The organism is Sphingomonas bisphenolicum, assembly GCF_024349785.1.
In the GTDB taxonomy this organism is placed as follows: domain Bacteria; phylum Pseudomonadota; class Alphaproteobacteria; order Sphingomonadales; family Sphingomonadaceae; genus Sphingobium; species Sphingobium bisphenolicum.
Genome location: NZ_AP018818.1, coordinates 135719 through 157366, shown reverse-complemented (window position 1 = coordinate 157366; position 21648 = coordinate 135719). Strand labels below are relative to the sequence as shown.

Annotated in this window: 17 protein-coding genes; 6 read left to right on the top strand and 11 right to left on the bottom strand. The window is 62.8% G+C overall.

What is annotated here, in order from left to right; all coding sequences use genetic code 11:
* Nucleotides 1–82 precede the first annotated feature (82 nt).
* Nucleotides 83–1735 (bottom strand): M28 family metallopeptidase, encoded by a 1653-nt coding sequence (locus tag SBA_RS19225; RefSeq protein ID WP_261937258.1) that lies wholly within the window; start codon nt 1733–1735, stop codon nt 83–85.
* Nucleotides 1736–1875: 140 nt separating this feature from the next.
* Between SBA_RS19225 and SBA_RS19220 the strand changes: the two genes are divergently transcribed.
* Nucleotides 1876–2751: an alpha/beta fold hydrolase gene (locus SBA_RS19220; protein ID WP_261937257.1), complete on the top strand. Its 876-nt coding sequence runs from the start codon at nt 1876–1878 to the stop codon at nt 2749–2751.
* A gap of 80 nt (nt 2752–2831) precedes the next feature.
* On the opposite strand, the gene SBA_RS19215 is transcribed toward SBA_RS19220, so the two are convergent.
* Entirely contained in the window at nt 2832–4331 is a 1500-nt protein-coding gene (locus SBA_RS19215; protein WP_224546777.1) for a CoA-acylating methylmalonate-semialdehyde dehydrogenase, read from the bottom strand.
* 100 nt (nt 4332–4431) lie between these two features.
* Here SBA_RS19215 and SBA_RS19210 point away from each other — a divergent pair, with 100 nt between their 5' ends.
* Nucleotides 4432–5316 (top strand): LysR family transcriptional regulator, encoded by an 885-nt coding sequence (locus tag SBA_RS19210; protein WP_224546774.1) that lies wholly within the window; start codon nt 4432–4434, stop codon nt 5314–5316.
* A gap of 27 nt (nt 5317–5343) precedes the next feature.
* Here the strand turns inward: SBA_RS19210 and SBA_RS19205 are convergent, their stop codons facing one another.
* The 3 genes from SBA_RS19205 to cysD form a co-directional block, all read right to left on the bottom strand.
* Nucleotides 5344–6126 (bottom strand): 3'(2'),5'-bisphosphate nucleotidase CysQ, encoded by a 783-nt coding sequence (locus tag SBA_RS19205; protein ID WP_261937256.1) that lies wholly within the window; start codon nt 6124–6126, stop codon nt 5344–5346.
* Nucleotides 6123–8036, bottom strand: a complete 1914-nt coding sequence (gene cysN / locus SBA_RS19200) for a sulfate adenylyltransferase subunit CysN (protein WP_261937255.1) — start codon at nt 8034–8036, stop codon at nt 6123–6125. Before cysN ends, SBA_RS19205 begins: the two co-directional genes overlap by 4 nt.
* A 120-nt stretch (nt 8037–8156) precedes the next feature.
* Entirely contained in the window at nt 8157–9068 is a 912-nt protein-coding gene (gene cysD, locus SBA_RS19195) for a sulfate adenylyltransferase subunit CysD (protein ID WP_224546771.1), read from the bottom strand.
* Between the two features lie 85 nt (nt 9069–9153).
* On the opposite strand from cysD, the gene SBA_RS19190 reads away from it, so the two are divergent.
* Nucleotides 9154–10239: a helix-turn-helix transcriptional regulator gene (locus SBA_RS19190; protein WP_261937254.1), complete on the top strand. Its 1086-nt coding sequence runs from the start codon at nt 9154–9156 to the stop codon at nt 10237–10239.
* Nucleotides 10240–10503: 264 nt separating this feature from the next.
* Here the strand turns inward: SBA_RS19190 and SBA_RS19185 are convergent, their stop codons facing one another.
* The gene (locus tag SBA_RS19185; RefSeq protein ID WP_261937253.1) at nt 10504–12660 is read right to left on the bottom strand and encodes a TonB-dependent receptor plug domain-containing protein; all 2157 of its coding nucleotides are present in this window, start codon (nt 12658–12660) and stop codon (nt 10504–10506) included.
* A gap of 163 nt (nt 12661–12823) precedes the next feature.
* On the opposite strand from SBA_RS19185, the gene SBA_RS19180 reads away from it, so the two are divergent.
* Nucleotides 12824–13267 carry a hypothetical protein gene (locus SBA_RS19180; RefSeq protein WP_261937252.1) on the top strand — a complete coding sequence of 148 codons (444 nt, stop codon included), beginning with the start codon at nt 12824–12826 and terminating at the stop codon, nt 13265–13267.
* Nucleotides 13264–14259 (top strand): cytochrome-c peroxidase, encoded by a 996-nt coding sequence (locus SBA_RS19175; RefSeq protein ID WP_261937251.1) that lies wholly within the window; start codon nt 13264–13266, stop codon nt 14257–14259. The genes SBA_RS19180 and SBA_RS19175 overlap by 4 nt, the downstream gene beginning before the upstream one ends.
* Before the next feature lie 201 nt (nt 14260–14460).
* Here the strand turns inward: SBA_RS19175 and SBA_RS19170 are convergent, their stop codons facing one another.
* Both SBA_RS19170 and SBA_RS19165 read right to left on the bottom strand, forming a co-directional pair.
* Entirely contained in the window at nt 14461–15303 is an 843-nt protein-coding gene (locus SBA_RS19170) for an NAD(P)-dependent oxidoreductase (protein WP_261937250.1), read from the bottom strand.
* Nucleotides 15304–15535: 232 nt separating this feature from the next.
* Nucleotides 15536–16759: a cytochrome P450 gene (locus SBA_RS19165; RefSeq protein ID WP_261937249.1), complete on the bottom strand. Its 1224-nt coding sequence runs from the start codon at nt 16757–16759 to the stop codon at nt 15536–15538.
* 116 nt (nt 16760–16875) lie between these two features.
* Between SBA_RS19165 and SBA_RS19160 the strand changes: the two genes are divergently transcribed.
* Nucleotides 16876–17241: a hypothetical protein gene (locus SBA_RS19160; protein ID WP_261937248.1), complete on the top strand. Its 366-nt coding sequence runs from the start codon at nt 16876–16878 to the stop codon at nt 17239–17241.
* A gap of 36 nt (nt 17242–17277) precedes the next feature.
* Here the strand turns inward: SBA_RS19160 and SBA_RS19155 are convergent, their stop codons facing one another.
* The 3 genes from SBA_RS19155 to SBA_RS19145 form a co-directional block, all read right to left on the bottom strand.
* Complete coding sequence (locus SBA_RS19155; RefSeq protein WP_261937247.1) at nt 17278–18081, bottom strand: SDR family NAD(P)-dependent oxidoreductase; 804 nt, start codon at nt 18079–18081, stop codon at nt 17278–17280.
* 75 nt (nt 18082–18156) lie between these two features.
* Nucleotides 18157–20553, bottom strand: a complete 2397-nt coding sequence (locus SBA_RS19150; protein WP_261937246.1) for a TonB-dependent receptor — start codon at nt 20551–20553, stop codon at nt 18157–18159.
* Between the two features lie 148 nt (nt 20554–20701).
* The gene (locus tag SBA_RS19145) at nt 20702–21580 is read right to left on the bottom strand and encodes an AraC family transcriptional regulator (RefSeq protein ID WP_261937245.1); all 879 of its coding nucleotides are present in this window, start codon (nt 21578–21580) and stop codon (nt 20702–20704) included.
* Between the last annotated feature and the right edge of the window lie 68 nt (nt 21581–21648).

The window sequence follows — 21648 nt, the reverse complement described above, 5'->3', positions numbered from 1 at the left end:
GCAGAGCCGCCATGATCCTCTCCCCGGTCAGCATCGGCAATCGGGCCGAACTGACCGGGGCATAGCTTATGGTTATACTATCCTATTTGCGCTCCGCTGCCGTGGCATCGCGGGTCGCACGGAATTCGCTGTCCGCTGACCAGTTGGGCCAGTCATGACTGTCCGCCACGCGTCGTCCAACATTATAGAGCAGGGTCAGGTCGCCGACCCAGCTGCTCGTATCCCAATTGGCATCATATTCGTCCGCCGGCTGATGATAGCGATCCTTGGTATAGGCGTACTGCAACAGCTTGCCGCGCTCGGCCCCGCCATTCACCAGTTCGCGCCCCGGATTGAAGGAAATGGCGGGCACGCCGCGCTTGGCCATCGGGAAATGGTCGGAGCGGTAGAAGCTGCCCGCTTCCGGCCGTGCGTCCGGCGTGTAATGGCGGCCCAGCTTCTCGCCTTCCTGCGTCAGCGTGGTCAGCAGGTCCAGCTTGGCCGCGCCCGAAATGCTGAAATTACTCGTCTTCTCCATGCCGAACGGCCCGTCCATATTGACTATGCCGGCCGTGGTCGCCAGCGGACGCAGCGGATTGTCGGCATAATATTCGGACCCCAGCAACCCCTTTTCCTCGGCCGTCACCGCCAGGAACAGCACGGTGCGCTCGGGCTTCGGCCCCTTGGCATAGGCGCGGGCCAGCTCCAGCAGCGCGGCGGTACCCGACGCATTGTCCTTCGCGCCATTATAGATGGTGTCGCCCTTCGCATCGGGCGCGCCGATGCCCAGATGGTCCCAATGCGCCGAATAGATCACCGTCTCGTCGGGATATGTGCCGCCCTGCACCAGCCCCGCGACATTATGCGAGGTAATGATCTCCGACTTCACCGCATAGTCGGCGCTCATCGTGGCCTTGAGCGGAATGGGCTTGAAATCCTTCTTGCGCGCCGCCGCTTTGGCCGCCTCGAAATCCACGCCGGATGCCGCCAGCAGCTTCGCCGCCAGATCCTTCTGCATCCACCCTTCCATCTGCGTATGCGCGGCCTTGGGATCGGCGCGGACGATGTCGAACATGGTATTGGTGTTGCTGTTCTTGACCGTGGCCCAGCCATAGGAGGCCGGCTCGCTCTCATGCACCACCAGCACGCCCGCCGCGCCCTGCCGCGCGGCTTCCTCATATTTGTAGGTCCAGCGGCCATAATAGGTCATCAGCTTGCCGCCGAAATCGCCTTCGCCACCCTCGAAATCCGGGTCGTTGACCAGCACGACCATGATCTTGCCCTTCAGGTCCACGCCCTTGAAGTCGTCCCATCCACGTTCCGGCGCCTTCACGCCATAGCCGACAAAGACCAGCGGCAGGTCGGCGAACTGAACCGATGACTGGCCAGTCTCGGCCGCGCGCACCGCGATTTCGCTACCTTGCGTCAGCGCCTCAGCGCTGCCGCCGATATTCATCGACAGGGCCGGCGTGCCAGTGATGTCCGACATGCGCAGCGGCACATCCTGGAACCAGCTGCCCTTGGGCCCGGCCGGCTTCAGCCCCGCCGCCTTCATTTGCGCGGAAATATAGTCGATCGTCTTCACCTCGGCGCGGGTCGCCGGGCCGCGCCCTTCAAAGGCGTCGCTCGCCAGCGTCTTGATGTCGGCGCTGACACGGGCCACGTCGAAGCTGGGCGGTGCCGCCAGCGCGATCGCCGATGTGGACAGCAGGCCGGCCAGCATCAACGGGCGGGCGAACGATGAAGAGAACAGCATAATCAACTCCTTGGCGCAGGGCTGCGCGATGAGTCGGATCATGCCGATCGGACGGCCAATGTCGACGGCCTTTGTAAACAGGCCGGGGCGCCGGCCTGGCGTGCTGGCATATCCGCGGGAAAGATTGTAGCGCAGGACGCATGACGGAACATGCCTCGACGATGGATATATCCCGCCGCGAATTTGCGACCCGCGATGGACTGACGCTGGTCGGCGATGTCGGCGGTCCGATCGACGCTCCCACGATCATGCTGCTGCACGGCGGCGGGCAGACCCGCCATAGCTGGTCGGGCGCGATGCGCCGGATGATCGGGGAGGGCTATCATGTCATCAATTTCGATGCGCGAGGGCATGGCGACAGCAGTTGGTCGGAAGAGGGGGATTATTCGCTCGCGGCGCGCGGTGCGGATTTGCAGGCGGCCATCGGCGATCGCCGCCCGGTCGCGCTCGTCGGCGCATCCATGGGCGGCATGACCAGTTTCTACGCGGTCGGTATGGGCCAGGCGCCACAGGCGACCGCGCTTGTGCTGGTCGATATCGTGCTGCGTCCGGCACCGGCCGGCGTGGACAAAATCCAGCGATTCATGCAAGCCCATGCGGGCGGCTTCGCCAGCGTCGATGATGCCCTTGCGGCTGTCATCGCCTATAATCCGCAACGCAAGGCGCAGCGCGATGCATCCGGCATCATGAAAAATCTGCGCCTGCACGACGACGGGCGTCTCTACTGGCATTGGGATCCAAGGATGCTGGCGGCACGGCCCAGCGCCGAACCGCCCACCTGGACCGAGGAGTTGCTGGCGGTGAGCGGGCGGGTGTCGATCCCGACCTTGCTGGTGCGCGGCGGCAAGAGCGACATCGTCGATGACGAAGGCGTGGCCGAACTCGTCCGGCTGGTGCCACAGACCGAAATATATTGCGTCCCGGAGGCCGGCCATATGGTCGCAGGCGACAGCAATGACACCTTCAGCGACGGCGTGCTGGATTTTCTGCGCCGCATCCGCTTTGGAGCGCAATAGCCAGGATGGCCGCATGAACAAGGGGCCATGATCGTTGCTGCAACAACCATGGCCCCTTTTCCCGATAGTGCGCGCGAACCTTATTTCATCGTCGGAATGACGAAGCTCTGGTCCACCACTGCGCCGCCGGTCGGCCAGCGCTGCGTGATCTTCTTGGTGCGGGTGTAGAAGCGCACGCCGTCCTCGCCATATTGATCGAGATCGCCGAAGCCCGAGCGCTTCCAACCGCCGAAGCTGTGATAGGCGACCGGCACCGGGATCGGCACGTTGATGCCGACCATGCCGACTTCGACCTGCGCCGCAAACTTGCGGGCGTAATCGCCATTGCGGGTGAAGATGGCGACGCCATTGCCATATTGATGCTTGCTCGGATAGCTCAGCGCTTCCTCGAACGTCTCGGCGCGCAATATCTGGAGAACCGGGCCGAAAATCTCGTCCTGATAGCTCTTCATCTGCGGCGTGACCCGGTCGATCAGCGTGGGGGCGAGGTAGAAGCCATCCTCATAGCCCTGAAGCTGGAAGCCGCGCCCGTCGACCACGATTTCCGCGCCTTCATCCGCTGCCATCTGGATATAGCTTTCCACCCTTGCCTTATGCTGGCCGGTGACGAGCGGGCCATATTGCGCATCCGGATCGCTCGGGATGCCGGGGCGCAGCGTCTCGATCGCGGCGATCAGCTTGGTGCGGAAGATTTCCGCCGTAGCTTCGCCCACCGGAGTCACGACCGGCAACGCCATGCAGCGTTCGCCCGCCGAACCATAGGCCGCGCCGACGATGTCGGCGACCGCCTGGTCCATGTCCGCATCGGGCAGGATGATGCCGTGATTCTTCGCGCCGCCCATGCACTGGGCGCGCTTGCCGTTCGCCGCGGCGCGCTGATAGACATAATTGGCGATGTCGGACGATCCGACGAAGCTGACCGCCTTGATATCGGGATGGTCGAGGATGGCGTCGACGATTTCCTTGTCGCCATGGACGACGTTGAGGATGCCTGCAGGCAGACCCGCTTCCAGCGCCAACTCCGCGAGACGCACCGGCACCGACGGGTCGCGCTCGGACGGCTTGAGAATGAAGGCGTTACCGCAGGCGATCGCCATCGCGCTCATCCACAGCGGGATCATTGCGGGGAAATTGAACGGCGTGATGCCCGCGACGATGCCCAGCGGCTGGCGCACCGAATAGACGTCGATGCCGGGGCCTGCGCCCTCGGTATAGTCGCCCTTCAGCAGATGCGGGATACCGCAGGCGAATTCCACCACTTCCAGACCGCGCTGGATGTCGCCCTTGGCATCGGCGATCACCTTGCCATGTTCGGACGACAGCATCCGCGCCATCTCGTCCAGATTGGCCTCGATCAGTTCCTTGAAGCGGAACATCACGCGGGCGCGGCGCTGCGGGTTGGTGGCGGCCCAGTCCGGCTGCGCCGACAGGGCCGAATCCATAGCCTTCTGCAATTGCGACGGGGTGGCGAGTTCGACCTGCGCCTGCACCGCGCCGGTCGACGGGTCGAGTACGTCCGACAGGCGCGCGCCGGGGAAGGACACGCTTTTCCCGTGAATGAAATGGCTGATGGAACGCATGGTTTTTGATCCTCTCCAGACGATGCAATGCAAGCGCTATAGACCCGCCGGCTTTGCAGATATACAGGGGCAATGACACAATGATTGTGCAGATTTGCCCATGCTGAATTCCGACGAACTACGCCTCTTCCTGGCGGTGATGCGCGAAGGCAATATGCTCGCCGCCGCGCGCCGTATCGGCGTGGATCATAGCACGGTCGCCCGGCGCATGACCAATATGGAGCGCACGCTGGGCGCACGGCTGTTCGATAGGTCGCCACGCGGCGTGATGCCCACGCCCGCCGCCTTCGCCCTGGTCGGTCATGCCGAACGGATCGAAAGCGAGTTGCTGGCGGCGATCAGCAGCGTGGAGGGGCGCGACCGCGATGTCGAAGGCACCGTGCGGCTGGCGACGCCCGAAGCCTGCGCGGCGCATCTGGTGGCACCCCATGTCGCGAAGTTACGCGCGCGCCATCCCCGGCTGACTCTGGAACTGGCGTCGGAAAGCCGTGCCGCGAGCCTCTCGAAACGCGAAGCGGACATTGCGGTGATGCTGAATCCGCCGCCTCGGGGACGGCTGGTGACACGCAAGCTGGTGGACTATCGTCTCGCCCTTTATGGATCGCGCGACTATCTGGAGCGGGAAGGGGTGCCAGAAAGCCGCGCCGACCTCGCCCGGCACGGCTTTGTTTCCTATATCGACGATCTGGCCGGATTTCCCGAAATGATCGCACTCGATGAACTGCTGCCAGGCGCAGATATACGCTTTCGCGCCAGTTCGAGCGCAGCGCAACATGCCGCGGTCGCGGCCGGCATGGGACTGGGGATGCTCCATGTCTTCGCTTCCGCACAGGACGAGCGGCTGATCCGGATTATGCCGGAAGACATGGCGGCGCAACGCAGCTACTGGCTGGTGATGCACGCCGATCTGGAGGGATTGCCCCGCGTCCGGGCGGTGGTCGATTTCCTGGACGAGGTCATGCGAACCCTGCGCGATCAGTTCTGACCGCGCAGAATCCTGTGCCTTGCCTTGTCAGGCGTCAATCGCATCCTGTTTGAGGCGGGCGACATGGCCCAGCACGGCTTCGGCATGTTCCGTCCGGCAGATCAGCAGGTCAGGCAAATAGACGTCCTGCTGGTTGTAGACGAGGGGCGAGCCGTCGATGCGGGAGCAATGCAGGCCGTGGGCGAGTGCGACGGCGACTGGCGCCATGCTGTCCCATTCGAACTGGCCGCCGCTATGGAGGTAGATGTCGGCCTGCCCCAGAATGATCGCCATCGCCTTGGCGCCGGCCGATCCCATCGGCACCAGTTCGGCATCCAGCGCCGCCGCGACCGCGACCGCTTCGGCGGCGGGGCGGGTGCGACTGACCACCATGCGCAGCTTTTCGGGCGCGGGTGGCAACGGTAGCGGTTCGTCGGAGCGCAGCACCATGCCCCGACCCCGGCCTTCAGGGTCCAGCCCCGGCAGTGCGACCGCACCGATCACCGGCTGACCGTCGATCGCCAGGCCCACATGCACCGCCCAGTCGGCCCGCTCCTCGCCATATTCGCGGGTGCCGTCGACCGGATCGACGATCCACACCCGGCTCTTGGCCAGGCGGTCGTCATTATCCTTTTCCTCTTCGGACAGCAGCCCGTCGTCGGGCCTCTGCTCACGCAGGGCGTGGCAGAGAAACTGGTTGGCGGTCTGATCCCCCGCCTTGCCCAGCGCCTTCGGGCTGAACAGGCCCGACGCGCGCACGTCGAGCAGCAGCCGGCCCGCGATCTCGGCGAGATAGGAGGCGAGTGCGGCGTCCGATAGAGCGACGCTCATGGGATCAGCCTCGCGACGATCGCCTCGGCCGCTTCCTCCGCGGTCATCTCCGCCGTGTCGATCCTGATCTCCGGATCTTCGGGCGCTTCATAGGGGCTGTCGATGCCGGTGAAATTCTTGAGCTGGCCCGACCGCGCTTTCTTGTAGAGTCCCTTGACGTCGCGCGCTTCCGCATCAGCCAGTGACGTGTCGATATGCACTTCCACGAACTCGCCCGGCTGCATCATGCTGCGCACCATGTCGCGCTCGGCGCGGAAGGGCGAGATGAAGGCGGTGATGACGATCAGGCCGGCGTCGGTCATCAGCTTCGCCACTTCGCCCACGCGGCGGATGTTTTCCACCCGGTCGGCATCGGTAAAGCCCAGATCCTTGTTCAGGCCGTGACGGACATTGTCGCCATCAAGCAGGAAGGTGTGACGGTTCATCCGCGCCAGCTTCTTTTCGACAATGTTGGCGATGGTCGACTTGCCCGCGCCAGACAGGCCAGTGAACCACAGCACCGCCGGCTTCTGGTTCTTCAGATTGGCGTGGAAATCGCGGCTGACATCGGTCGCCTGCCAGTGGACATTCTGCGCGCGGCGCAGGCTGAAATGCAGCATACCCGCCGCCACGGTGGCATTGGTAAGCTTGTCGATCAGGATGAAGCCGCCCAGCGTGCGATTGGCCGCATAGGATTCGAACACGATCTGCTTGTCGGTCGACAGGTTGGCGACGCCGATGGCGTTCAGCTCCAGCGTCTTGGCGGCCAGATGCTCCATCGTGTTGACGTTGACCTGATATTTGGGCTGCTGCAGCGTGGCGGTCACCATCTGGGTGCCGATCTTGAGCCAGTAGGAACGGCCCGGCAGCATTTCCTCGTCCGCCATCCACACGATCGTCGCCTCGAACTGGTCGGCGACCTGGGGCGGGTTGTCCGACGTCGCGATCACGTCGCCGCGCGAGCAGTCGACTTCATCGGCGAAGCAGAGCGTGACCGACTGGCCGGCCACGGCTTCGTCAAGGTCGCCATCGAGCGTCACGATACGCGTGATCGTGCTGGTCTTGCCTGAGGGCAGGACGCGGACCGCGTCGCCGGGCCGGACCGATCCGGTCGCGATCTGGCCGGAAAAGCCGCGGAAGTCGAGATTGGGGCGGTTGACCCACTGCACGGCCATGCGGAAAGGCTTGTCGGCATCGGCCGCGCTGTTGACCTCCACCGTTTCCAGATGCTCGATCAGCGCAGGCCCCTGATACCAAGGCGTATTGTCCGACGGGCCGGTGATATTGTCGCCCTTGAACCCGGAGATTGGCATCGGCGTGAACGCAGTGATGCCGATCGAGCGGGCGAATTCGGCATAGTCGCTCACGATCCGATCGAATACCGCCTGATCGTAGCCGACCAGATCCATCTTGTTCACCGCCAGCACGATGTTGCGAATGCCGATGAGGTGCGCGAGATAGCTGTGACGGCGGGTCTGGGTCAGGATGCCCTTACGCGCGTCGATCAGGATGACGGCAAGGTCGGCGGTCGATGCGCCCGTCACCATGTTGCGGGTATATTGTTCGTGGCCGGGCGTGTCGGCGACGATGAACTTGCGCTTTTCGGTCGCGAAGAAGCGATAGGCGACGTCGATGGTGATGCCCTGCTCACGCTCGGCGGCGAGGCCGTCTACGAGGAGGGCGAAGTCGATCTCCTGCCCTTGCGTACCCACACGCTTGCTGTCCGCTTCCAGCGCGGCCAGTTGATCCTCGAAGATCATTTTGCTGTCGTAGAGCAGGCGGCCGATCAGTGTCGACTTGCCGTCGTCCACCGATCCGCAGGTGATGAAGCGCAGCATCGTCTTATGCTCATGCACCTTGAGATACTGGTCGATATCCTGCGCGATGAGGGCGTCGGTCTTGTAGATGGGATCGGCGATGGTGTCGGTCATAATCTAAATTCCCCGTTCGGGCTGAGCTTGTCGAAGCTCTCCACTGAGCGAAGCGAAGTGCTCCCCGTCGGTCGGCCGAGCCCTCGACGGGCTCAGGGCGAATGATGGGAGCGTGAAGGTTCAGAAGTAGCCTTCCTGCTTCTTCTTCTCCATGCCGGCGCCGCCCGCATCCTTGTCGATCGCGCGGCCCTGCCGTTCCGAAGTGGTGGTGAGCAGCGTTTCCTGGATCACTTCGGGCAAGGTCTTGGCCGTGCTTTCGACCGCACCGGTCAGCGGATAGCAACCCAGCGTGCGGAAGCGGATCGAGCGCATCACCGGCGTCTCGCCCGGTTGCAACGGGAAGCGATCGTCATCGACCATCAGCAACATGCCATCGCGCTCCACCGTCGGGCGTTCGTCCGCAAAATAGAGCGGCACGATCGGCACATCGTTGAGATGAATATATTGCCAGATATCCAGCTCGGTCCAGTTGCTGATCGGGAAGATGCGGATGCTCTCGCCCTTGTTCTTGCGCGCGTTGTAGAGGTTCCACAATTCGGGCCGCTGATTCTTGGGATCCCAGCCGTGCGACGCGGTGCGGAAGGAGAAGATGCGCTCCTTGGCCCGGCTCTTTTCCTCATCGCGTCGCGCGCCACCGAACGCCGCGTCGAAACCGTAGAGGTTGAGCGCCTGCTTCAAGCCTTCCGTCTTCCACATGTCGGTGTGCAGCGCGCCATGATCGAACGGGTTGATACCGCGGTCCATCGCTTCCTGGTTGCGATAGACCAGCAACTCCATGCCGCTTTCCTGCGCCATTCGGTCGCGCAGCTTGTACATTTCCTGGAATTTCCACGTCGTGTCGACGTGCAGCAGCGGGAAGGGCGGTGGCGAAGGGTAGAACGCCTTGCGCGCCAGATGCAGCATCACGGCGCTATCCTTGCCGACGGAATAGAGCATCACCGGCTTCTCGGCCTCCGCCACAACCTCACGCAGGATGTGGATGCTCTCGGCCTCCAGCCGCTCAAGATGGGTCAGTGTCTTCGCGTCCATCATAGATCCTCGCAATCTTCTTGCGTGCAGCTTTGGCAGCAAGCAACTAACATTGGACCTCCCATATGGGAGGGTGTAGGATCGACCCATGCGATTGGATGATTCCGGCCTGCTGGTGAGCCTGAACGAGGGCATGTTCCAGCAACCTCTCTGGCATGATTTTCTCGAACGGCTGCGCAGCCGGATGCAGGTCCGTTACGCCAGCCTCGCTTTCCGTCCGATTGATGAGAAGAGCATCGTGGAGCTTTACGCCGGCCCCGCGATTCCACCGCATCTCGACCGGCTATTTGCCGAGAAATTCGCGCGCGATCCCTTACCTTATCGGGACATGCGGGAAGGACGGGTCTATTCGCTGTCCGAACTGGTCCCGCCAGACAATGTCGAGCTGCAATCCTATCGCAACGATTTTCTACGTGGCCTGGGCGTGGAGGATATAAGATCCGTTCGGGTGACCGAAAGCAGCGGGGTGGATGCCTGGCTGAGTTGCGCGGGCCCACGCATATCGTCATCGGCGACGGCATTGCTGACCGCGCTCGCACCACATCTGCGCGCGGCGTTGCGCGGCTTCGTGGCGCTTGAGCGCGAGAAATTGCGATCGACCCTGACCTCCGAAGCCTTCGGGCGACTCAATTTCGGCTGGCTGACGCTGGACGCCCAGTGCCGCATCCTCGACATGACCGCCCATGTCGAGCAACTGTTCCAGCGCAACAGCATCCTGCGGCGAGGGCGGTACGACCGACTGACCCCGACATCGCCGGGGCTGGACCGCGAACTGACCGCGCTGGTCAAGACCTTCGCCCAGGATGCGGAGGCGCGTCCGCGCGCAATCAACCTGAGCCGCGATCCATGGATGGACATGCTGGTCGCGCCGTTCCGCGGACAGTCGATGGCGGCGGGCGGCGCTCCGGTGGCGATCGTCTATCTGAGCGGCGATCGATCGTCGCAGGCGGATCGGTGCGAGCAGTTGGTCGATCTGTTCGGATTGCTGCCCAGCGAAGCGCGGCTCGCCTGGGAAATGGGCCAGGGCATTCCAATCATGCAGGCCGCCGCCAATCTGGGACTGACGGTCGAGACGGCGCGAAACTATTCCAAGAAAATCTACGCCAAGATGGGTGCGCGCGGCCAGGCCGAGCTGGTGCGGATCATCCTGAGCAGCGTGCTGGCGATCGCCTGACGGGGGACGCTGCGACGGCGAACTGGACAGTTGTACGCCGAACGCGACGTGCGATAAATTTAACATAATATATATTATCGTGTTTCCATGTCAGTTTGGGAGGCAAGCCGATCCACCCCTTTTCTGGGCAGCGCACAAGTCGATCGCTCCCGCCCCCAGCGACCGGGTGGTGCGGCGATCCGGTACGAAGATACCCCGCCATATCGCGCCTTACCTTCGACTTGCCGTGTGCGTCTTTGCAGGCAAGCGCACCGGACATCCGCGTCAATATTTCGCCCTGATACTGGCGAACAGGCTGCGACCTGGTTCGGGGAAACCGTCGGTCAGCATATAATAGTCGTCGAACAGGTTGCGTGCCCCGACGCCGATCTCGATCCCGGGACGGATGGCGTAGTCGACCCGAATAGCTGCATTGACGTAAGCGCCGGTACGGTAGTAGCGCGCGGGCTGCGTCGCTGGCGTGGCGGTGAAGATCGTCCAGCGGTTCGACGCGAGGTCGACGCTGGGCACAATATGCAGCGCGGCGACCGGCGACCAGTCGAGATAGGCGAACCCCTTGTGCGTCGGCACGCCGGTCGGCCGGAAGAGCGCGTTTGTGGGGTCCGTCAGGTCGCGCTTGATGCCGGTATAGTTGAAACCGGCGTCGAGGCCGGACGTGATCGTCGCCGATACGGACAGTTCGACGCCATAATATTCGCCTTTGCCGACATTGCGGCTCTGGGTCATGTTGCGCAACGCGCACCCCGCCGTGGGAACGGCAGGCGGCAGGGTCGATGCCGTGCAGGGATAGGCCGGCGTGAGAATGCCGAAAATGGCGTTGCGCACCCAACTGTAGAAGGCGGCACCTTCGACCCGGATCGTGCCGTCGCTCCAGCTACCGCCGATTTCCGCATTGGTGGCCCGTTCGGACTTCAGGTCCGGATTGGGGATCGCCTGGTTGAAGCGCTGGCTGAACCGTTCGAAGATGGTCGGGAAGCGGGTGCGCGAGGACAGGCTGGCGTACAACTGGATGGCATCGGTCGCCCGCCAGTCCATTCGACCCTGCGCGTTCCACGCGTCGCTGTCGCGGCGGGGATATTGATAGATGACCGATGGCACGCCCGACGTGCCCAACGGCGCGCCATATTCCTGCGCCTGTTCCAGATTGCGCCAGTCGAAGCTGCCGCCCAGGGTGAAGGTCAGCGCGGGCGAGAGCTTGAGTTCATTTTCCAGCGCGACCGAATAGGTGTCTTCGGCCTGGGTCTGACGCGGTTCGGTCGTCCCCACCCCGGCCGTCGAGAAGCTGGTCTGGAACTCCACATGCTTGTCGTGGCGATAATGGTAGGCCAGCCGCAGCGTATCCGCGTCGGTCGCGCGGAAATCCAGTTGCAGCGATCCGCCCCACGCCTTGTCCGCATAGGGGCTGTCGAACGCGAAGGGCCGGGTCTGGCTGGATTGGGCGCGCGTGTCGAAGGACCGCAGGATCGAATCGAACTGGTTGTAATAACCGCGCGTCTTTATCGTCGCGCGATCGCCCAGCGCCGTGGTCGAAAGGAAATAGACGCTGGTGATATTCCATTGCGGCCAGTCCCAGAAACGCGGCGTCGTTATCGTGTCGCTGATGTGAAGCGGCGCGCCCTTAGACCCTTCCTGATAGGTGTAGCTCAGCGCATATTCGTCGGTCGCATTGGGGGTGAAGCCGACCTTTGCATTGACGCGCCAATCCTCCGTCCGGGAAAAGTCGCGGGCGCCGCCATCCTCCAGCGCGGGGACGCGCGGGGTGAAATCATTGGGCAGATCCCAATGATCGGTGAAACTGCGCGCATAGCTGGCCTGTGCGTACCATTTGTCATGCTTCGTGCCGATCACGGCCGACGTCGTGTAGCCGGCATAGTCGGTGTCATTGTCGAAATTGACCGACCCGCGCACGTCGATGTCGAGCGCCTTGGTCGGCTTGCGGGTGACGAGGTTGATCGCGCCGCCCATCGCGCCGGGGCCGTCAAGGACGGAGGCATAGCCCTTGGCGACCTGAACCTCGGCAATGTCGGTCGTCAGGAAGCGGCCATAGTCGAGCCGGTTGTCGGCAGGCAGATAGACGCGGATGCCGTCGATCGACAGCGGCACCTGGAACCGGTCGAAACCGCGCACGAAGACAAGACGTTCATTGCGTGTCCCCCCACTATTGCCGGCCGACACGCCGGGCATCAGATTGACCGCGTCGTCGAGCGCGTTGCGACCGAACGTGTAGATTGCTTCGGACGAAAGCGTAGCGCCGTCGATCTCGATGCCCGTCGTCCTGGGCGCCGTGACGATGATCTGACCGAGCGAGAAGCGCGTATCCGGCGCATCTGCGTCGGGCGCCGCCGTCTGGGCGCTCGCGCAGGAAAGAGCGGACGCAAACATGCCGGAGGCCAGCAAACCGGCAAGATAGTATCGGCGCATAGACATTCCCCTGTTCACGGTCGTTCGACTCGCTATATCCGGGCGTATATAGACAAGGTTCGCGAAAGGAACCCCCATGCGCACGCCATCGATTTTTTGGACCATATCGTTGCTGGCGCTGAGTGGAGCCGTCCCTGCTGCAGCGCAAATGGTAGATACGCCCATGACCCAGAGTTGCGACGCGCCGGCCGATCTGCCCGACGCAATGGCCACCTGGCGCAATCCCGTGACGGCCAGAAGCGGTGCGGCCGCCGGGAGTGGCCCTGCGTTGGTGGCCGGGCAGGCGGTGACGATGGAATTGCTGCCGACGCCCGACGTGCGATATCCTGTCCGCCCGGCCAAACCCGGCGGGTCGGTCAGCTATGGCGGCGTGGCGCGCTTCACGGTGGACAAGGCCGGGACATGGCGGGTAGCGCTGGGATCTGGCGCCTGGGTCGATGTGGTCAAGGGCAAGGCGGCCATGACATCGGTCGCGCACGGCCATGGACCGGACTGTTCGGGCATCCGCAAGATGGTCGATTATGACCTTCAGCCCGGCGACTATGTACTGCAGGTGGCGGCGAACGGCACCGACAGCCTGCCATTGCTGGTGACGCGCCTGCCGTGAGGCCGGCGTTTCAGGCCGTAGTGCTGCTGGCGAGTGCGGTGCTGCTGCTCGGCGCCGGCACGGCGCGGTGGCATTGGCGGCTGCCCCCGGATGTCCAAGCGCCACCAGTGCCTGCAGACAACGCAATGAGCGCGATCAAGGTCGAGCTGGGACGACGGCTGTTCTACGACGCGGACCTGTCGGCCAATGGGACGATGGCGTGCGCGGCCTGCTATGAACAGAAGCGCGGCTTTGCCGATGGCAATGCGACCCGCCCCGGCGTTCATGGCGAACCCGGCCGACGCAACGTGCCGGGGCTGGCCAATGTCGCCTGGCGACCGGTGCTGACATGGGGCGATCCGCGCGTGACGACGCTCGAAGCGCAGGCGACCATCCCGCTGCTGGGCGAGCGGCCTGTGGAAATGGGGATGAAGGCGCTGGAGGCCGAGTTGCCGCGACGATTGGGCAGGGATGCCTGCTACGTCCGCATGTTCGCCCGCGCCTTTCCCGGACGAATGGGCCGGATCGATACGGGCACGGTCAGCGCCGCCCTGGCTGCGTTTCAGCGCACGATGATTGCGCTCGACAGTCCCTGGGATCGCTATCGCGCGGGCGAGATGGATGCCCTGTCGCCGCTGGCGCGACAAGGCGCAGCCCAGTTCGCTGCGCTCGGTTGCACCGCCTGTCACGGCGGGCGCGATCTGACAGACGATCGCTATCATGCCGTGAGAGGCAGAGATCCCCATGATGAGGGCCTGGCCGAGGCCAGCGGACTGGCATCGGATGCAGGCCGTTTCCGCACGCCGTCGTTGCGCAACGTCGCCGTCACCGGACCCTGGCTGCATGACGGCACAGCCAAGAGCCTGGCGGCGGCGATCGCGCGCCATGGCGCGATCCCGTCAGAAGACGCCAGCCCTGCCCTGCTGGCCTTTCTTGAAAGCCTGACCGATGCGGCTTTCCTCACCGATCCTCGATACGCCATGCCGGATCGCGCGTGTGGCAGGCGCCTGTAGTGAAACAATATCAAACGCTGCGCGACCATCCACCTCGACTTTCCGATCGAGCTGCATGCGCCCACCGACACACGCGACGCGTCAGACGCAAAAACCCCGGAAATGGCTTTTTGCGAGTAGGACCAGATAGGGTCGGGCGTTATTCGCCGCGCAGCACGCCTTGGCTCGATTGAATTCTGGTCCATTCAACGAGGCGGCAGCCTAGCCCTCGCAGATGGCGAGCAACGTCTTCTTCAGCAGCGTCTTGGTGTGACTGGTGATCGGCGATGCGGCATCGGCACCCGCCGCCAGTTCTTCGGCCAGCGCGAGATCCTTTTCGCCTATGCCCGCCTGGCTGGCGAAGAAGGCGCGCCGGGCGGCGTCTCCCGGATTATTGCGAAAGTCGATAAAACCCGCCATCGGCGGGGTGAGATTGCCATTGCGCTTCATCACGGTCAGCAGCTTGTCCATCGGCACGCCGGACGCCTCCGCCACATTGGCGACTTCGACACCCAGCATGATGCCGCACCAGGATACGAGATTGTTGCAAATCTTGAGCGCCATGGCCGATCCGAGCGGGCCGATATGCATCGTGTTGGTCGAAAAGGCGTCGAGCACGGTCTGCACGCGCGCGGCGACGGCTTCATCGCCGCCGGTCATGCAGAAGACGAACGGACCGTCCTTGGTCATTTCGGTGCGCGTGACCGGCGCATCGATGACGTCTACACCCACGGAGGCGGCGCGTTCGGCGATCTGCTGCGCGGTCTTCGGCTTGATCGTACTGTGAATGAGCAGGGTCGCGCCCCGCTTCATCACGGGCAGCAGCGCATCCACGCATTCCAGCACCTGCGTATCGTCGCGCACGCAAATGCCTACGGCGTCGGCATCCACGCCGACCGCCGCCATGGAGGCGGCGAGCTTCGCGCGGCCTTCAAATTTCGCCAGCGCATCGGGAAACAGGTCGTAAACGGTCAGGTCGAGCGGCAATTTAGCCAATTCCCGCGCCTGATCGCCACCCATGCTGCCGAGACCGATGAAGCCAATTTTCCTGATATTATCCGTCATGAAATATCCCTGAGGCCTTCTCCAAGTTCGCGAGCGAGCTAATCACTCCGAACGTCCTTCGTAAATCCCAAACGGGGTCTGCCTGACTGCCAAACCATTGCAGGAGCGCCATGGCTGGCGGCTCGGCCCCTCGCCTTTCGGCCGAAAACGGGCGGTGTGCCCGAGCGGATGCCCGGCATCATCGGACACCCGCTCTATATCCCAGTTTCAGACGGTTAGGCGCCGGGCCGGTTCAGCCCCATTGCAGGTGGAGGTCCGGCACATGCAGGATATTGCCGACATAATAGGGCACCCGGAAACCGTCCTTGATCCGGAACTCCGGTATCGCCTTGACGAATTCCTCGACCGCGATCTGCAATTCCAGCCGTGCCAGATGCATGCCCAGGCATTTGTGGATGCCGCTGCCCAGCGACATATGCGGCGCCTTGCGATCGAAGCGGATCGCCTGGGGATCCTCGTAGAAAGCCGGATCGCGGCCAACCACGGGGGAACTGAACGCCACATAATCCCCGGGCATGATCGTCTGCCCCTGAATCTCGATGACCTTGGTGGCGATACGGAAGGCCGTAACAGGCGCGAAGGCGCGCAGGAATTCTTCAACCGCCAGGACGATCAGCGACGGGGCGGCGCGCAGTTCGTTCTGCTTGTCCGGATGCGACGCCAGATAGTTGAAGATGTTGCCGAGCAGGGACGTAACCGTGTCGAGGCCGCCGATATACAGGTTGAAGCAATGGCCGAACACCTCGTCGTCATTCCACAAACGGCCATCGACCTCGAAGGTCAGCACCTTGCTGATATAGTCGTCGCGCGGCTGCTGGCGCCGTGCCTCGATCTCTTCGAGCAGATAATCCTTCACGCAGCGCACGGCGTTGCCGCGCACCTGCCAGTCGTTGGAATGGAGCATTTCCTTTTCCCATTTAAGGAATTGCGTCATTCTTTCCTGCGGCAGACCCAGCAGATCGAGGACAATGTAGATCGGGAATTTTTCCGAAAACTCATCAATGAAATCGCACTGCCCGCGATCCTTGAAGGCATTGATCAAGGCCTGCGCGCGCTCGCGCACCTGTTCCTTCATCGCGAACATCTTCTGCGGCGCGAAATGGCTGTTCAGCGCCTTGCGATAGCCGGTGTGGACTGGCGGATCGGCCTCGGTCGGAATGACCAGCCAATTTTCGCCGATATTCTGCGCCCATTTGCCCATGCCATTCTTGGTGAAATTGTCGGCGTCGCGCAGCATCGCCTGCACATCCTCGGCATTTTTGAGCAGCCAGCCGGGCTGATCGCCCGGGAAGATGTTGGTGACATAGGTGATCGGCGGCAGGTCCGCATGCATCGCGGGGATCAGCACTTCCTGCGGGTTGTCATAGATGACCTTCCGCGAAAAGAGCGGCAGCGCCATCGCCAGTTCAGGTGGCACATGATCCGGCAGGGGCTGTTGTGCGACTTGGGTCATCATAGTCTCCGAAGCAAAAAGAGATAAATTCCACCCTTGCCAAAGACAGGTGCGGTCGTGGCCGTCCGTCCGAGACTGGCGACCATGCGGACGATCCGCAATGACAGGAGGCGATGCACATGAGCGAGGCAGAGGTGCTGGATCTGGAACAGGCGATCCGGGACAATTACCGGCTGTGGAACGAAGGGAAGCGCGACGAACTCGATCGCCTTTTTCGGGCGTTGGGGCCAGAGGGGTTCACGATCGAATATGTCGGTTCGCCTGCCGTGGACGGCGGCGCCGCGATGGCTGACATGTGGGCGGAATATGGCGGCAAATGCACGACGGAACCGCTGGAGGTGATCGTCAACGGCGCCGAGGGCGCCGCCTATGTCGCCAACCGCCTGCAAACCAAAGATGGCATTGTCACTCTGCCCAGTCTCGAAACCTACAAGGTCGCCGATGGCCGGCTGACGATCCGCTATTTTCATCGGACCGCCCACTAACCTTCCATGTTCCGACGTGCAGGCGCTGGACATGGCTCAGTCCTTCGCCTGCATGAAGGCCAGCAGATCGGCATAATGGGGCTGGTGGACGAGGCCACCGCCCGAAATCGAGATATTTTCACCCGTGATGTAGCGCGCTTCGTCCGAAGCCAGGAAGGCAACCAGCGCCGCGATATCATCCGGCGTACCGAATTCCGGCGTCAATATGTGCCGCTGGATGATGTCCTTCAGCCCCGGCACGGTCTTTTCGAGGGCTTCGGTCAGCACGACGCCCGGCGCGATGCTGTTGCAGCGGATATTCTGCCGCCCATGCTGGGTCGCCACATATTTGGTGAGCCCGATGATCGCCGCCTTCGACGAACCATATGCGATGCGGGCCAAATCCCCTGCACTGCCCGAATTGGATGCGGTGTTGATGATCGAGCCGCCGCCGCCCGCGATCATATGCGGGATGGCATATTTGCATCCGAGCAGATAGCCGGTGAGATTGACGTCGAGAATCTCGCGCCAGATGCCGATAGGGATATCGACGGCCGTGGTGTCCTGCGGGCTTTTGTCCGGATCGGTCATCGCCGCATTATTGTGCAGGATGTCCAGCCTGCCGAAATGGTCGATGGTGCGATCCACCATCGCCTTCACCGACTGCGGATCGGCGGCATCGAACTGGACCGGCAACGCTTTATCGCCCAGCGATTCCGCTGCGTGGACGGCAGCAGCCTCGAACAGGTCGGCGATCACGACGCGCGCGCCCTCCGCGACCAGGCGTCGCGCGACCGCGGCGCCGATACCGCCGCCGCCGCCCGTGACGATCGCTACCCTGTCTACCAACCTCGTCATCATGCGCGCATCCCCGGTGATGGGCTGGCGAGAGAAAGCTGCATGGATTGCAGTTTATCCCGCCAGCCGCTTGGTCGATCAGAATTTAAACGTCGTTTCAACGCCATAGGTGGCCGGCTGGCCGACATAGGCGGCTGCGATGCCCAATGTCCGATAGAGATCGGGGAAACGGCGCAGCAGATATTTCTTGTTCGTGATGTTGCGGCCATAGACCGCCACTTCGACATTGGGATTTTCAAGCTGGAACGCGATACGCCCGTTGAAAATGCCATAGCCGGGCACGAAGCCGAGGCGGTTTTCCGTCTCATAGGCGGCCTTGGTCGCCGCCGAGGCCTGTTGCGCCGCCCGGACCGCATCGAAATGCTGGCCCCCGACATAGGAATAGGCGCCAGTGACGGCGAGCGTGCCGCCACCCACCGGGAATTTCTGCGTGGCGCTGACGTTCAGCTGTTTCTTGGGCAATTGCAGCAGCGGCAAGCCGCTCAGGTCGACGACGCAGCCATTGACGACCCCGGCGCTGTTGGTGCAGCCGCTGCCGGCCACCACCTGGATTTCGCTGAAGCTACCCTTCACATATTTGCCGTTTTGCAGCGAGCCATTGACGCTGAGCGTCATGCCTTCCCAAGGCACGGCCGTGATTTCATTTTCCATGCCCCAGATGCGGACCTTGCCGTTGTTCTGGATATATTGGGTAACGCCGATGCCGGTCACGAAGCTGTTGACGATCGCCTGATTGTCATCCTTCCAGGTGTGGAAGATCGCCGTGTTGAAGCGCAGGCGGCGATCGAACAGATCGACCTTCAAACCGGCCTCGACGTCCTTCACCTTTTCGGGAGAGAAGGCAGGCAGGCCGCCGGCGCGCAGGTTCCAGCCGCCGGCCTTGGCCGCGCCGCGGGTCGCCACATAGAGGAAGAGATTGTCGCTCGCCTGCCAGTCCAGGCCCAGGTTCCAGGCCGGATAGTTGAACTTGGCATTCTGCTCCTGGTTGCAGGTGGTGGCCGTTACCGGTTCAGTCGGTGTAACGGTGCAGTTGATGCCGGTCGGCGTGCCCGCCACGGCGACGTCATAGGGCAGGCCATATACCTGCGCATTGTGCAGCACGCTGTCGCGCGTGTCCCAGGTGTAGCGGAAGCCACCGACCGCGCGCAGCGTCGGGGTCAGTTCATAATAGGCCTGGGCGAACAGGCCGAAGGTCTTGTTGGTGACATCGGCATTGGAATCGCGGATCAATCCGCCGAAAATCTGCGACCGGCTGAATTCATAGCCGCTTTCCTTGCCGGCGTAGGCGCCCGTAATGAAGCTGAGACTGTCGGTGATGTTCCCGGAGAGCTGGAATTCCTGGGAAACATAATAGGAGCCAGACCCCGCAAAGGTCGCCAGCAGCGGCACGGCGGTGCCATCGGTGTCGTTCTGGCCATAGTTCATCGAGTGACGATAGCCCGTGATCGACTTGAAGTTCAGGCCGCCCAGCTCGACGTTGAGCGTGCCGGAAAAGCCATATACTTCCAGCGTATTGAATGGCTTCACGCCATAGAGAGCCTGCGCTTCCGGGGTGAGCGCGCCGATGGTGGCCGGGGTCGATGTCCCGGTCGCGGTGTTGCCCCACCAATGATCCTTGGTCAGCAGACCGGCCGTGAGGCCCGGCTGGAAGGCGGCGGGGACGATCGCCGGATTGAAGGCCCAGAGCGCGATCTGCTGACCATGGTTGGACTGGCGGTTCCAGTCGCCCGAAAGGGTCAGGTCCCAGCCATTGCCTTCATATTTGAGCTTGCCGCGCAAGAATTTGCTGTTGTTGTCGGAAAAATCGCGGTTGGTGGCGAGATTGTCGCCATAGCCGTCCCGCTCGTTGATCGCACCGCTCAGGCGGACCGCGAGGCCTTCTGCGAGCGGCACATTGATATTGGCCTGCGCACCCAGCGTGCTGTAATTGCCAAACTCCGCCTTGAAAGTGCCGCTGAGCTGGTCGTTGGGATCGTTGGTGACGATGTTGATCGCGCCGCCGGTCGTGTTGCGGCCAAAGAGCGTACCCTGCGGTCCACGCAGCACCTCGAGCCGCTGCACGTCCTGAATGTCAGTCATGCCCGTCGAGGGCCGTGGGATGTAAATCCCGTCAATATAAGTGGCGACCGCCGGATCGTTGGCGAGAATAGGCTGGAGATTGCCCTGGCCGCGGATGGCGACGAAGACGATACCGTCGCCGCCCGCGGAACCGCGGCCGATGACCAGGCCCGGTGCGGTGCGCTGAAGATCGACGACATTTTCTACCTTGGCCGTCGCCAAGGCCTCGGGAGTGAGCGCCGTGACAGCGATCGGGGTCGTCTGAAGACTTTCTTCCGTGCGCCGCGCTGTGACGACGATATCCTGAATGCCCTCGCTGGCACCCGATTGCGGCTGCTGCGCATAAGCGGGCTGCGCCATGGCGGCGACGAGCGCACCCATGCCGATCGCGCCCAGAGTGACGGCCTTCTTGCTCATATCTTCCTCCCCATCATTTTATCTTGCTTCGATTTGCACATAAGAAGCCCGTCTAGCTTGGAGCCGATCGGCGCCATAGTGGCCGGTCAACGATTGACTGTGCGGCGATAGAATTTGGCCGCTCATCGATATTTTCCAGCTCGCCCGATCAGTGGACCTGCGGTGATGTCGACCGGAAAGCCTTGGGCGTTTGGCCCGTCGCGGATCGAAAAGCGGCAGAAAAGGCCGACGTGCTATTGAAGCCGCATCGCCAGCTGATTTCCTTGATGCGGGCGCCGTCATTGTGCAGCAGTTCCTTTGCCAAGGCGATCCGGCTGCGCGCAACAAATTCACCGAGGCTGACGCCGGTCCCTTCCTTGAAAACGCGGGCGACGTGACGCACGCTCATGTTGCAGTCGCGCGCGATATCGGCGACGCCAAGAGGCGCGGAGAGATTGTCCATCACATAGTCGATGATGTTCTGGACCTGGCGCGGGCTACGCGAATGCAGGCAGCCCCGTTCGCGCGGAACCATGTGCCGGGCCAGTTCGACCGCAAGGCCCATGAGCATCGATTCAACGAGCGTCTGGCTGGCAAATCCCGGCGTCCGCAATTCCGCCGCCAGCCCTGCAAAAAGCCGGCGCATGGAGATATTCTGAATGTCTGCGCACGGCTCCACCTTGCTCAGCGGCTGCTCCCCGTCGAACAATTCCTCCAGAAATTCTTCCCCAAGCGCCACGCAGACGAGATGCCGCTCCTGAAGCGCCGGCTCGCCGAAATATTGGCGGTGCGGCGGCATGTAGAGGATGTCCCCCGATGCGGCGCGCCGGTCCGGGCGGCCCATGCTGACCATGCTGCGCCGCGGCTGACCGTCGAGCGAATAATCCAGATAATGTTTTTCCGGACTGAAAATGCCGCTGCTGGGCTGGACCCAGTCGAAATGCCGCACATCCACATGCGCGTCGCGCACGCTCGCCGCTGCTTCGATGTAGAAATTCTGGACGCCAGCCCTGCCTTGGCCGGTCCAATCGCTCTCCGGACGAAACATCTCTACCTCTGCCAGGTTCTATTCTCTCGATGCCCCCGAAATAGGCGCACCATGCGCTTTTACTTCTA